Source organism: Jejudonia soesokkakensis (assembly GCF_042664795.1).
GTDB classification, from domain to species: domain Bacteria; phylum Bacteroidota; class Bacteroidia; order Flavobacteriales; family Flavobacteriaceae; genus Jejudonia; species Jejudonia soesokkakensis.
This window is the reverse complement of the sequence record NZ_JBHTBN010000005.1, coordinates 85,464-98,574: the sequence shown is the minus strand read 5'-3', so window position 1 is coordinate 98,574 and position 13,111 is coordinate 85,464. Positions and strand designations below refer to the sequence as shown.

The 13,111-nt window shown below is 34.7% G+C and carries 12 protein-coding genes and 1 tRNA gene; all 13 read right to left on the bottom strand.

The window, feature by feature from the left end:
• Positions 1–37 precede the first annotated feature (37 nt).
• The 13 genes from ACFQO1_RS10270 to ACFQO1_RS10210 all read right to left on the bottom strand — a co-directional run bounded on the left by ACFQO1_RS10270 (position 38) and on the right by ACFQO1_RS10210 (position 12,982).
• Positions 38–1,570 (bottom strand): helix-turn-helix transcriptional regulator, encoded by a 1,533-nt coding sequence (locus ACFQO1_RS10270; protein ID WP_380217962.1) that lies wholly within the window; start codon positions 1,568–1,570, stop codon positions 38–40.
• A gap of 147 nt (positions 1,571–1,717) precedes the next feature.
• Positions 1,718–3,019 carry a ribosome biogenesis GTPase Der gene (gene der / locus ACFQO1_RS10265; protein ID WP_380217961.1) on the bottom strand — a complete coding sequence of 434 codons (1,302 nt, stop codon included), beginning with the start codon at positions 3,017–3,019 and terminating at the stop codon, positions 1,718–1,720.
• A 99-nt stretch (positions 3,020–3,118) separates the two neighbouring features.
• Positions 3,119–4,012, bottom strand: coding sequence for a GTPase Era (gene era / locus ACFQO1_RS10260; protein ID WP_380217960.1), 894 nt, complete (start codon positions 4,010–4,012; stop codon positions 3,119–3,121).
• Between the two features lie 74 nt (positions 4,013–4,086).
• Complete coding sequence (locus tag ACFQO1_RS10255) at positions 4,087–4,548, bottom strand: RNA methyltransferase (protein ID WP_380217959.1); 462 nt, start codon at positions 4,546–4,548, stop codon at positions 4,087–4,089.
• Between the two features lie 99 nt (positions 4,549–4,647).
• Positions 4,648–6,744 (bottom strand): peptidylprolyl isomerase, encoded by a 2,097-nt coding sequence (locus ACFQO1_RS10250; protein ID WP_380217958.1) that lies wholly within the window; start codon positions 6,742–6,744, stop codon positions 4,648–4,650.
• A 191-nt stretch (positions 6,745–6,935) separates the two neighbouring features.
• A complete protein-coding gene (locus ACFQO1_RS10245; RefSeq protein WP_380217957.1) occupies positions 6,936–8,129 on the bottom strand; it encodes a hemolysin family protein in 1,194 nt (397 codons plus the stop codon).
• A gap of 117 nt (positions 8,130–8,246) precedes the next feature.
• On the bottom strand, positions 8,247–8,447 hold the full coding sequence (locus tag ACFQO1_RS10240; RefSeq protein ID WP_380217956.1) for a hypothetical protein: 201 nt from the start codon (positions 8,445–8,447) through the stop codon (positions 8,247–8,249).
• Positions 8,447–9,016 (bottom strand): LPS export ABC transporter periplasmic protein LptC, encoded by a 570-nt coding sequence (lptC, locus tag ACFQO1_RS10235; protein WP_380217955.1) that lies wholly within the window; start codon positions 9,014–9,016, stop codon positions 8,447–8,449. Before lptC ends, ACFQO1_RS10240 begins: the two co-directional genes overlap by 1 nt.
• A 2-nt stretch (positions 9,017–9,018) precedes the next feature.
• Positions 9,019–10,377: a hypothetical protein gene (locus ACFQO1_RS10230; RefSeq protein WP_380217954.1), complete on the bottom strand. Its 1,359-nt coding sequence runs from the start codon at positions 10,375–10,377 to the stop codon at positions 9,019–9,021.
• A gap of 19 nt (positions 10,378–10,396) precedes the next feature.
• Entirely contained in the window at positions 10,397–11,638 is a 1,242-nt protein-coding gene (locus ACFQO1_RS10225; protein WP_380217953.1) for a hypothetical protein, read from the bottom strand.
• Complete coding sequence (locus ACFQO1_RS10220) at positions 11,638–12,366, bottom strand: type III pantothenate kinase (RefSeq protein WP_380217952.1); 729 nt, start codon at positions 12,364–12,366, stop codon at positions 11,638–11,640. Before ACFQO1_RS10220 ends, ACFQO1_RS10225 begins: the two co-directional genes overlap by 1 nt.
• Before the next feature lie 159 nt (positions 12,367–12,525).
• A tRNA-Phe gene (locus ACFQO1_RS10215) sits at positions 12,526–12,598 on the bottom strand.
• 159 nt (positions 12,599–12,757) lie between these two features.
• Entirely contained in the window at positions 12,758–12,982 is a 225-nt protein-coding gene (locus tag ACFQO1_RS10210) for a hypothetical protein (protein WP_380217951.1), read from the bottom strand.
• Between the last annotated feature and the right edge of the window lie 129 nt (positions 12,983–13,111).

Below are 13,111 nucleotides of genomic sequence, written 5' to 3'. Positions count from 1 at the left end.
AAAACCTCAAAATGTATGAATACAGACTAGTGTAATTTTAGTTCTGCTTATCTTCTGAAGTGGAGAAAAACTCTTTAAGATATTCTGAAAGAGAATCATTGCCATTTTTTAAACCTACTTTTTTACTGATACGATATCGCTTACTTTCTATTGCCCGAATCGTTCGATTTAAAAAAAGTGCAATTTCTTTGTTCTTAAAATCCATGGCTAGATAATAACAAATAATAATCTCTGAATCGTTAAGTTTAGAAAATTGAGTTTTTAAATTGTTGAAAAAATCAATATTTAAATCGTTAATAAGATTCAAATGATTTTCTCCATTGCTAATTAATGTAGTCGATTCTAAATTAATTTTTTTATAAATATCCCGAATCTTTTGACGTTGCAAAGAAGCTTCATCAATAGCAGCAATTTTTTTAATTTCTTTTTTTATCTCAGCCAGATACTCTTCCAAATTAAGGGTCTTAACTTTAAGTTTTTCGTAACTGGAACTTAAATGAGAATAATTTCGCCTTTGATTTATATAAGAGTTTAATTGTTTGTTTAATTTTTTATAATACAGGGAAAAAATAGCTATTAAAAAAAGTAGTACAATAATTAAAATTATAACCCAATTTCGGTTAAGTTGTTTCAAATAACTTTCAGACTTCAATTCTTCTTCAGATTGAAGGAGTGTTTCACTAATATCAAAACTTGCCGTTAAATTACTGTCTAACAATTCCTGCTCAAAATTCTTTAATGAATCCAAATAAACTTTACTTAGTTCAAGATTTCCATCCATTTTATATGCTTCAGAAAAATACCTGTAAAAGTTCTGCTTAGCTACATAATCCATATATTCTTTTGAATCTGAAATCTCTCTTAAATAATATAGAGCCGAATCAACTTCCTTTCGGGAAAGATGTTCTGAAGCCATACAGACATTCAAATTTGTTTCGTAGGATCGGTAATTATAGGAATCTATCGTTGGATTAGTCTGCAATGAGTGGTATATTTTGAGATATTTATTAGCGTTCTCCAAATCTCCAAGATGTATATAACTATCGACCAGCATATAGTTTGCAAAAAGATAATAGTAGGCATCATCTTCTACATTTTTGTATATCTCCAGGTTTTCTAATAGCAATGAAATACTTTTTTGGTATTCATGATTTTGAAAAGCAACATAGGCAGGCATTTGCATTACCTCTACAAGTCCATTTATATTATTAGTTTTAGTGTAATATCTTTTTGCATCTTCTAGATATTTAAAGGCGCTCGAGTCCTTTTTAACTACATAGATATTTGAAAACAAATCCAAGCTTGCTCTACCAGCTACATCGTAATTTTTCTCTTTTTCTCCATATTTTATAGCAAGTATAAAGCTATTTAAGATTTTTGCCTGATCCCCAGATTTATGGTATAGCATTCCCTTAAGCATGTAATAATCTGCTAGGCGACCTTCGATAGATTTAGATACAGGTGTTGGAATAGAATTTAAAAATTCCCAAGCTAAATCAGGATTATCATGAACATATACATCTGCAGAGTCTACAAATCTTATAAACTTCTCTTGTTTTTGTCCGTGCAAGTTGCTTGCATAAAAAAAAACACAAGTGATAGATACAAAACTTAGTTTTAAAAAAGAGAAACTTTTAAAATTCAGACGCATAAATTTAAATTGCTTCAATGTGAATGATTAATTTACTCAAATTAAAGTTGTTGTAAAAATAAGTTTCTACTTCTTACGCATATAAACTGTAATTGGGACGCCCGTAAAATCAAAATTATCACGAAGTTTATTTTCAAGGAAGCGCTTATAAGGCTCCTTTACATATTGTGGTAAATTTGCAAAAAAAGCAAAGCTTGGATACGGAGTGGGCAATTGTGTACAGAACTTAACCTTTACATATTTTCCTTTGTGTTGCGGCGGCGGATACGCTTCCATAATCGGGAGCATAGTCTCATTTAAGACACTTGTTTTAATTCGCTTTGTACGGTTTTTATAAACCTCTACAGCTGTTTCTATGGCTTTGTAAATACGCTGCTTGGTTATGGTAGAAATAAAGATGATAGGGACATCTGTATAAGGTTCAATTTGTTTCCGGATATATTTCTCAAAGTCTTTTACTGTTTGGTTATCCTTTTCTACCAAATCCCATTTGTTGGCTAGAATTACCACACCTTTATTATTTCTTTCAGCCAACCAAAAAATATTTTGCACTTGTCCGTCAAAACCTCTAGTTGCATCAAAAACCAATAGGATAACATCACAATGCTCGATCGCACGAACACTTCGCATGACAGAGTAAAATTCAAGATTTTCTTTTACTTTGCTTTTCTTTCTAATTCCAGCCGTATCTACCAAATTAAATTCAAATCCAAAGCGGTTATAGCGGGTATCGATACTATCTCTAGTAGTTCCTGCAATATCGGTTACAATATACCTGTCTTCTCCAATAAGGGCGTTAATAAAGGATGATTTCCCTGCGTTAGGACGCCCTACCACAGCAAAACGAGGCACTTCTTCCTCTTCCCGTTCTTCTTCTTCGGGCAATGACTTTACAAGATCATCAAGCAGATCTCCTGTACCACTTCCATTTATACTGGAAAGTGTATAGTATTTATCGACTCCCAAAGAATAAAACTCCACGGCGTCATTTTCTCTATTAGCACTATCTACTTTATTTACAGCAAGAAAAAAGGGTTTTCGGGACTTTCGTAACAATTGTGCTACTTCTTCATCCATTCCAGTAACTCCACTTTCAACATCAACCATAAAAATGATGGCATCTGCTTCACCAATTGCCAGCTCAACCTGTTTGTCTATTTCTGCTTCAAAAATATCATCACTTCCTTTTACATACCCACCAGTATCTATAAGAGAAAATTCCTTTCCGTTCCAGTCGCTTTTGCCGTAATGACGGTCTCGCGTTACTCCACTTACCGAATCAACAATAGCTTCGCGTCGCTGTATCATTCTATTAAACAAGGTAGATTTTCCAACATTGGGACGACCTACAATAGCTACAATGCTCATATTCTTTAATTTATTTGCGGCTGCAAAGGTAGTTGTTAGTTTTCATTCGCAGTCGTAGTTTGCAAATTAATACATCATATCTTAAGGGCAACCACCAAACTATTTATTATGATATCCAAACCTTTTCAATTGCTTTTCATTACTACGCCAGTTTTTATTCACTTTGACATATAATTCTAAATGCACTTGTTTTCCGAAGAACTTTTCCAAGTCTTTACGCGCTTCCATTCCAACACGTTTTAATGGCGCTCCTTTATGCCCTATAATGATTCCCTTTTGTGTTTCGCGTTCTACCATGATGATACTTCGCATCCGAATGATATTTTCTTCTTCAAAAAATTCTTCGGTGTCAATTTCAACGGCATACGGAATCTCTTTCTTGTAATGCATCAAGATTTTTTCACGAATGGTTTCATTAACAAAAAACCGTTCAGGCTTGTCAGTTAATTGATCTTTAGGATAGAATGCTGGACTTTCAGGAAGTAATTCTAATATTCTATTAAATACTTCTGAAACCCCAAAATTTTCCAAAGCTGAAATAGCAAATATTTCGGCATTGGGTACTTTTTCTTTCCACAACGCTAAAGCTTCAGCAAGCATGGTTTCATTTCCTTTATCTATTTTATTCAGTAATAATAAAACAGGGATTTTAGCATTTTTTATCTTATTAAAAAAAGCTTCATCTTTAAGATCTTTCTCTCCTAACTCAACCAAATACAATAACACATCGGCATCTTCAAAAGCAGATTTTACAAAATCCATCATACTTTCTTGAAGCTGATAAGCGGGTTTTATAATTCCTGGAGTATCGCTTAAGATCACCTGAAAATCATCTCCATTAACAATTCCTAAAATACGGTGTCGAGTAGTTTGCGCCTTACTGGTAATGATTGAAAGGCGTTCTCCAACAAATGCATTCATCAAAGTACTCTTACCTACATTGGGGTTTCCAATAATATTTACAAATCCTGCTTTATGAATAGTTTTCTCCATAAGACAAAGGTACAGCGAATTGCTGAAAGTCGTAAGCTATAGAAAAAATGATTTATTTTTAAAGAATGTCTTCGTTATTGCATGGGTTTGTTGCGACTACGATCGTAAAGAACAATACTACCCGCAACAGCCACATTAAGACTAAATTCTGATGGAAACTGAACCAGAAAATGTGACTTTTCGATTGCCTCTTTGGTCAAGCCGTGATCTTCGGCTCCTAATAAATACACACATCGTTTGGGATGCTGAAAGTCTTCCAAATTCTGAGCAGTTTCGGTTTTTTCAATTCCCACGATACGAACACCTTTAGGTAAATTTTTAAAGAAATCTGCAAAGGTTTTATAATGAAAGTACGGCATTGATTTAACCGCATTATGTGTGTCACTTGCCTGATTCGCATATCGTTTCCCTATAGTAAAAATATAACTTGCTCCCATGTTTTGGGCAGTACGCCACAATACTCCCAGATTTTCGGGAGTTTTTCCGTTTATGATCCCTATTCCGAAGAACGTAGTCGTAAAATTATCGGGTTGCATGATCGTTAAATTCTTTTAGTACTGCTATAAAACTACACATTGTAAATTAAAAAAGCCCTTGTTTTTCAACAAAGGCCTTCTATAGAATTTGAATAAAGATTAATAGAAGGTAGCTCTATTATCTTCAATTTTAGCCGACTTTTTTAATGCTTGGTATACATTGTTATTCATCTGAGGGATGACAGCATCATTCGCCTCTTTTGCAAAGGACGCATAGTTTTGTAATTCTGGCGCTGGAGTCTTTTTTAAGACACGTACTTTATATACACCTTTCTTACCATTTATGTATCCTGTTTCCTGTCCTTCTTCAGTTCCAAACGCTGCACCAACAACCGCTGGTTCTGTTCCAGCTCCTGGAATTGTAGGGGCTGCCATAGTAAGTGCCGTTGCATTTTGCACAGACACACCTACACTAGTAGCCACTTCTTGAAGTGTAGTACCTGTAGCTTTGTTACGTAAAATCTCTGCTTTCTTTTTGTCTCGTAAAATAGGGGTTACTTTTGCCGAAGCATCTGCAACACTCATCAAGCCTTTTTCACTTTTTCGCGTAAGCTGAACGACTACATACCCAGTATCTGTCTTTTCTTTTGTCACATCTCCTACTTCTGTATCTTCATCAAAAGCCCAGTTTACGATACGCCTGTTTTGTCCAATACCTGGAATGTTCGCATCCAATTCGCCAATTTTATTTACAGGTTTTGCCTGTAGGTCTTGAGAAGCAAGCGCATCATCCCAATTTTTCTTTGCAGCCACTTCAAAGTTGGCAGCCTTAGAAAACGTTTCATTCAACGTTGCCTCAGATGCCTCCACTTCTTTAACGATCGTAGCAATTTTAGCTACTCGTTGTTGGTTCTTCTGACCTTCAATTTCTATAATATGATATCCAAATTGTGTTTTTGCAATCCCTATATCTCCTGTTTTGCCCTCAAAAGTAAAATCTCTAAAAGGTGCTACCATAGTATTGTAAGTATACCAGTCATAACGCCCTCCGTTTTCTACACTTCCTTTATCTGAAGACATTGCAGTCACCAACTCAGGGAACTTAGAATTATTTCTTTTTACAATAGCAAGAATACTATCTGCAGTTTTCTTAGCCTGCGCATCTGTTCTTGAAATACTATCTGTTGGGTTTAATCCAACAGGAATAAGAATATGTCTTGATTTTACAGAATCTGGTAATTGGCGAGTGGCTACAACTTTTGAAAGTCGGTAGGTGTTATCAACCTTATAAGGTCCATAGATATCTCCAGAATTCATTCCTGAAATTGTGTCTTTTAAAGGCGCTGTAAGGTTTTTAGTGTATGTCCATCTGTCAACATACTGTTGATCTGAATTTGCATTGACATATTCTTCATTATTTTCTACACTACTGAAAGCAGGAACATCTTCTCCAAATTCATTTTTTGAAGGCGCTAAAAGTGCTGCCAGATTATTTTCTGCCTCTGTAATATCTTCTTCTGAAGGTGCTTCAGAAAAAGAAACATATTGGATATCTACTTGAGAGTCTACCTCAAACTCCTTTGGATGATCTTTTATATATTTTTGAATCTCTGCATCTGTTACTGGTACCTCATCATCTGTAACAGAAGCATACGGCATATAAACATACTCGATATTAATTTTATCATTTTCGAAGCGGTATTGTTGTTCCCCTTCTGCTAAGGTAGATACAAGACCTCCCTTGACCATATTCATATATTTGGTCTCAAGAATTCCATTTTTAATATCATTGATGTAAGTTGTCCATTGTGAATATAAAGTTGGGTTACTCTTAATACTCGCCACATATTCCTGAAGTTTAGCTTCGCTGTAAAAACCATTTTCATCTTGAAATGTAGGGTTATCTGCCAATCCTAAGTTCAATGCATCATTAAGCTCATCATTTTCAACAGTAAGTCCTAAAGCTTCATACTGCTCACTCAATAAAGTAGTACGCAACTGTTGCTCCCAAACGGTATTCATCGCTTGAGTCGAAGAAACATTGGGTCCTACCTGTCTTTGGTATGCGTCCACTTTTTCTGCAAATTCCTGTCGGGGAATGTCTTTTCCATTCACTGTAGCCACTGTAGTTTGTGACTTGCTTGAAGAGAAACCTCCATTACGTATCACATCTGCTAATACAAAAGAGAATAGCGCTAACGCGATAATGATGATAAGGAATACTGATCTTTGTCTAATTTTGTTTAAAACTGCCATCTTTCTATCAAATAGGTTCTTATAATTCGTAACGCATTGCGAACGAAGAGATTGTCTTTATTAAAATTCCTGCAAAGTTATCTGCTTTAGAATTTCAGGTGTTATTTTTCTTTAATTCAGTGGGCGAAAATACCATTTTCTCAACAGTAATGAAAGCAGAGCAGTAAAAATATTTTTGAAATCGGCAAAAACTATTCTTCAGTGATTCTTTTTGCCTCTACCAATTCAATTTTTGTATTTGAGACTTCCAGGATTTTAAAAGTGTACCCCTCTATATCAACGGTTTCATTCTGCTGCGGAATACCCTCGGTAAAATTAACAATAAACCCTCCTAATGTTTCATAGTTCTCACTTTCCGGAAGGTTTAATTTATACATCTCATTGATATAATCAACCTCCAGCCGTGCAGAAAATTTATAATGGTCGTCCGCTATAATTTCTTCTATTAAAGCAACAGAATCATGTTCATCTTCTATCTCTCCAAACAATTCTTCTATAATATCTTCAACAGTCATAATTCCAGAAGTGCCTCCATACTCATCAATTACCACGGCCATACTTTTGCGTTTTTTTATAAGAATATTTAGCACGTCTTTTACTAGCATAGTTTCAGGCACAAATACAACAGGCATCAACACTTTTTTTAAGGTAGAAGGCTGCTTAAACAATTCGAAAGAGTGTACGTACCCTAAAATATCATCAATGTTTTCTTTAAACACCAAGATTTTTGACAGACCTGTTTCAATAAACAGTTTTGTAAGCTCTTTTGGCGTAGTACTAATATCGACCCCTATTACTTCCGTTCGAGGAATCATAACTTCTCTACTTTTAACTTCGGAAAAATCTAATGCATTTTGAAAAATCTGAATTTCAGTATCGAGATCTTCAGAAGTTTCGGCAGTTTCCATTTGCTCCGAAATATAATTACCCAGTTCAATTTTACTGAAACTCAATTGCACGATATCCCCTTCGGTTTTAAATAATAATTTTAGCACCAAATCTGAAATCCAAATAATAAATTCAGAAATCAAAGAGAATAAAAGGTAGAAAAAGTACGCAGGCACCGCAAAGATTTTTACTAAGCTGTTAGCATAAATCTGAAAAAAAACTTTCGGTAAAAATTCTGCTGTCAATAAAATGATAATGGTCGATATAACTGTTTGGATCAATACGCCTAGGAAACCATCGACATAAATATAACGCATCAATAATTCTCCCATAAAAAAACCATACACTACTAATGCAATATTATTGCCTACCAGCATGGTCGCTATAAATTTTGAGGGACGCTTCGTAATTCGCTGTAGTACTTTTGCTAAGAAATTATTTTGTTTCTTCTCAATTTCAATATGAATTTTATTTGAAGAAACGTATGCAATTTCCATCCCCGAAAAGAATGCGGATAGGATTAAACTGCATATTATAATAAGTATGGTGTAGTCCAAGTGTTCTAGTAACGCTAGTTCGCTACGTGATTATAATATTATAATTAAATCAAAAAGTTAACGATTATCGTTACGCTCTTCTATTTTTTTTCTGAATTTTCTTTTAAAGAAAAACATAAAAATAGCAAGAACTGTAAAGAACGCAAATAAATAGGCGCGATTTCTGTTTTCTGTCCAGTTTTCGAATACCAGATAGGCTGAAAAGATCGCCATAGCGATATAAGCGTATTCAAAAAGCCGATAAATTTTATTTCCCATTAGAGTTTGTCTTTGTCTTTGGCATCTATTATTTGTGTCCCGCGATTATCACGTGATAGAAAATATGTGAAATCCTGATTGGAATCAAACATAGCTCCGTTATTTTCGTTTCCGTTTCTTTTAATCTGGTAGGGCTGGTCTGTAAAAACCCAGCTATTTCCTTTGTCCCAGTACAGCTGTTGCGCCTTTAAAACCATACTATCACTCGTGGTTAAAACGACGTTACCTCTTAAATCTACAATATCTGTTTCGGTAAAATTGATGGCATAATCTGCAACTACCGTATTTTTTTCGTTATCGTCGTCATAAAAATTAACTTCAATTCCGTTTGGAAATTCTTCATATCCAAATTCAAAATTAGAATAATCTAAGAACTTACTGGCAAGCACATTGTATACGACGCGACCCGAATCTGTATACTTAAAATTAACCCCTTTACCTTCTGTTACAGGAGCATTATCTGTAAGATTGAGGCGCTGCACATTTTTTTTATTTCCTTCACATGCAAAAAGCGTGAGGGCAACTAATGCTGCCATCACGCTTTTATAAATATGTTTTTGGAATTGCATCCTTATAGGTTAGGAACCCTAACGCTTCCACCTACCCAACAGTTAAAAGTAACTGTTGTACCCGCTTTACCACTATTAAAGATATCACCTTTAGAAGGAGCTCTTTGCCTGTAGCTACTGGCAGCCGATCTAGCATCTCCAGCGATTGATGGATCTACCCTTGCAGCTCTATCTGCATATTCTGCAGCTTTCCAGTTTACCGCTCTTTTCTCAAACGGAGTACTTCCACAACTGTTTGCACTACTACCAATCATTTGTGCAATCTTGTAATAAGCAATTCCTGCAGATGGTTTTACGTCTACCATTTTATTGTAATAACTTCTAGCCTGTCCATAACTTCCTTTTTTACGGAAGTTTTCTGCGATGCTATAGTAGATTTTTGCTTTATCATTATTATTGGTTTCAAGATCTGCAGCTTGGTTATAATACTCTAAGGCTTTACTTGCATTACCGTCTTTGTCTGCTAATCTACCTAAATAGTATGCTGACTTTGCAGAAGGTTGCAATTTGTGCAATTGCTGTACCATTTGAAAAAACAAAGGAGTGTCACAATCTTTTCCACTTAATTTCCCAGCAGATGTTTTTAACCAGTTCACATCGTCTTTCTTATCTTCAAACTGTCCTTGATATAAAGGGATTAAATTATCACAATCTGCTCTTTGTCCTAGAAGACCATTAAGGCTACTTTTAACTTTTCCGTAGTTCTCAATATTACTTTCCGCAGCAGCAACTCGCTTTTTATCCTTCTCACTAAGCGCTTCACCATTTTCCTGCATTTCCATTAGGGGAGCAAGAATTTTTGCCATATCATTTTCTTTTCCTTCAATCTTTTCGGTTAGCGCATCATAAAGCTCAAAAAGTTCTTGAAGGTCCATAGCTCCTGAATCTTGTAATTCAGTTCCTAAATTGAAGTACGTTAAAATACTTTTGGGACTTGTAAAATTATCTGGATCTATTCTTTCGGCTTTAGCAAAAGCATCATATAACTCTTTAGTAGTACCCATCTTATTATCATATCTAAGCTGAGCAATATCACCTAATACATCTCCTTCTTTTGTTTTTTCTGGAAAATATTGTAGTCTTAATTCATATACTTTAATTAGATCTGCTACTTTAGAGTTGTCACCTTCATTAATAAAATGCTTAAACATTCTTTCGGCCAATTGATAGGTAGCAAGACTTTCGCCTGGACATTCTTTAATTACCTTATCATAATTTTTTAGTGCTTCATTATAATTTTTAGCCTGCGCTGGAGCAGCAAATAATGACACTGTTGCGTTACAATCATCCATTTGAGCATTAGCATTGAAACCGAATGCTAAAAAAACCAGTGCTACGATTAAAATTTTTGTTGTTTTCATTGTGGTAGTGTTTATTGTATTAATCATAATATCTTTTATCAAACCATCTATCATTTAAAGACAGACTTAAAAATGTGTTGAAGAAATTCTCTTGTACTAGTCCTGAGCTTGTCGTTCCTCTTCTTCCAACTTCAAAACCAAGGTTAATATTTGAGAATATTCGTCCTACAGGTAGTCCTACTCCAAAAGATATGCCAAACTCATTAATATCTTCTCCATTAATATTTATCCCCGTTTCTTCAAAACGAGCTCCAGCCCTATATACAATACGTTTGGCGTAACTACCTACTGCATTATAGTTAGGTATATAAAAACCTCCAACTCTAATTTTAGAAGCATCTGTAAACTCAACATTATCAATATCAAATGTTCTATTGGTAAAGTTGCTTGTTTTTTGATCAGTATATTCCAGTCCTAAAAACCAATTTTTAGGTTTTCCGATTCCGGCTCCTATGGTGTACTGAGAAGGAAAAGTAAAGTCAGTATCATCCACTTCCACATCTCTGCTATCAACTGTTGAAACTAAGCCACTGTTTGTTAAGAAGAAAGTAGAAAGAGTCCTTGAGTTTTCTGAAACAAAATCAGTTTCAGGAGTATAACTAATTGATGTAGAAAGTTCTAGGTCATTAGTTACCATTGTTTTATACTGTGCTCCAAGATTAAAGCTAAATCCTAATAAATCTGAACGATTAAATTCTCTGGTTCCTAACTGTACACCTTCTTGTCTTGTGGTGGCAGTATTTTCAATATTTCCAAAATTATAATTAACATCGGCTCCAACATTCAAACCTGGATAAATGGTATAAGCTAATGTTAAAAAAGCTCTGTTTAAACCGCCATCTCCTTCATAGACTGAAACAAAGTCTTCCTCTCGAACACTTATTCCATATCCAACAGCGGTGTATGGTATTAAACCAAAACTAGCTCCAAATTTTCCCATGGGAATTCCAATAGCAAGATAATCTAAAGATGTAGTTTGTGCATTTTGCTGCTCGTCGGTTGTCTTTTGGCTAATTCTTTTATGACTAGCCCCTACTGCATAATTTACAAGTCGCAAATTTGCAACACCTGCCGGATTCTGTATATTGAGGTGTATACTATCTGAAAACACACTTATACCACCCATTGCTCTATTTTCTGCAGTTCCTTTAAATTTTAAAGTTCCTATTCCGAAGAATGAGTAAGGGGAAGTTGTTCCTTCCTGAGCTACAGAAATACTCGCTACGAGTATAAAAATTGATACTAAGATTCGTTTTAACATTAATTCTTATTGTGTTCTAAAATGTAGTGTAATCCCTCTAATAAAAAATTTGAGTTGGCAAAGATGTCATTTTTTAAGCTATCTAGCAAAATTTCTGCATCCCCTCCTGTTAAAATAACTGTTAAATCATCATATTCTTGCTTATATTGTGTAATGAAGCCTTGAATTTCATTAACAACAGCTTTAAAAACACCTACCTGCATCGAATTTTCGGTAGAATTCCCAAGTAAGAAATCTATTCTCTTTAATTCAAGCAGTGGTAAACTAGCAGTAAATGTATGCATCGCTTTAAAACGCATTTGCAAGCCTGGAGAAATAGCACCCCCTAGGTACTTGTTTTCAGCAGTTAAAAAATCGTACGTAATACAGCTTCCCGCATCAATTATTAGTACATTTTTTTCTGAAAACTGAACTGCAGCAGCGCTTACTAACGCAATACGATCCACTCCAAGCGTTTCTGGAGTCGTATAACAATTTGTAAACGGAACTTTAGTTGCTTTAGTGAGGTGTAACACCGAAACTTTTTTTTGAAGATTTAAAAGTAAATTTTTATCAAACTTCCCAACGGAAGAAACAATACATTTTGTGATATCAGGATACGTTTTATTGACTTTTAAAAGTGCTTCAGAAAAACGAGACGCTTTAATAACATCCTTGTGCACTAATGAGTCTGCATGAAACACTGCAAGTTTTATAAAAGTATTCCCAACATCGATTATTAAATTCATTTCGGCTTAAAGACGATAAAAATACAACACAATTTCAGCAATTATGTTATTTGAAGATTAATTTTAAAACTGGCAAAAAGATCCTTTAAATTGCATTGAATTCTCCCAATCTACTTTTTTGTAAAGCAAAAAACCCGAAACAAATGTTTCGGGTTTTTGTGGTACCTCCAGGAATCGAACCAGGGACACACGGATTTTCAGTCCGTTGCTCTACCAACTGAGCTAAGGTACCCGCTTAAAGCGAGCGCAAAGATAAAGTTATTTTAAACATTGCAAAATTAAATTTAAAAAAATAAAAAATATAATTCTTCTGATATACCAATATCTAGGATCACATTGAATAAAAAATAGCACAATAAAAAACCCGAAACTTTCGTTTCGGGTTGTATCGTTAGGCTGCCAAGGAACGTCCTTTTAAGCGTTTTTCAATTTTTTGTTTTACGACCGTAAGCCGTTTCATTAGCTCCATTAATTCAGGATCCTGATTCTCTTTATAGATTTCATTCACTCCTAAAATCATTGCTTTAGCTTTTCGTGATGCTTTAATACGATCGCTTGTCGTTTTAAAACTTGTTTTTTCCTGCTCAAACGCAAGAGCTTCTTCTATTATGCTCATTATCTCAAAGTTACTTATTATGTATTCCTTTAGTACTTTCTTGAAAGTCTCGCAAGATAGTTCCGATTATCTTCTTAGCCTAAAAATAAACACAAAATTAACATATTAAACCATTAATTTTCCGTATCC

Excerpts from the sequence above, each read along its gene's own strand:
- ACFQO1_RS10210 (WP_380217951.1), bottom strand. The coding sequence starts at position 12,982 with ATGAGCATAATAGAAGAAGCTCTTGCGTTTGAGCAGGAAAAAACAAGT.
- ACFQO1_RS10240 (WP_380217956.1), bottom strand. The coding sequence starts at position 8,447 with ATGGGAAATAAAATTTATCGGCTTTTTGAATACGCTTATATCGCTATG.
- era (WP_380217960.1), bottom strand. The coding sequence starts at position 4,012 with ATGGAGAAAACTATTCATAAAGCAGGATTTGTAAATATTATTGGAAAC.
- ACFQO1_RS10225 (WP_380217953.1), bottom strand. The coding sequence starts at position 11,638 with ATGTTAAAACGAATCTTAGTATCAATTTTTATACTCGTAGCGAGTATT.
- lptC (WP_380217955.1), bottom strand. The coding sequence starts at position 9,016 with ATGCAATTCCAAAAACATATTTATAAAAGCGTGATGGCAGCATTAGTT.
- ACFQO1_RS10245 (WP_380217957.1), bottom strand. The coding sequence starts at position 8,129 with ATGGAAATTGCATACGTTTCTTCAAATAAAATTCATATTGAAATTGAG.
- ACFQO1_RS10220 (WP_380217952.1), bottom strand. The coding sequence starts at position 12,366 with ATGAATTTAATAATCGATGTTGGGAATACTTTTATAAAACTTGCAGTG.
- der (WP_380217961.1), bottom strand. The coding sequence starts at position 3,019 with ATGAGCATTGTAGCTATTGTAGGTCGTCCCAATGTTGGAAAATCTACC.
- ACFQO1_RS10255 (WP_380217959.1), bottom strand. The coding sequence starts at position 4,548 with ATGCAACCCGATAATTTTACGACTACGTTCTTCGGAATAGGGATCATA.
- ACFQO1_RS10250 (WP_380217958.1), bottom strand. The coding sequence starts at position 6,744 with ATGGCAGTTTTAAACAAAATTAGACAAAGATCAGTATTCCTTATCATC.
- ACFQO1_RS10230 (WP_380217954.1), bottom strand. The coding sequence starts at position 10,377 with ATGAAAACAACAAAAATTTTAATCGTAGCACTGGTTTTTTTAGCATTC.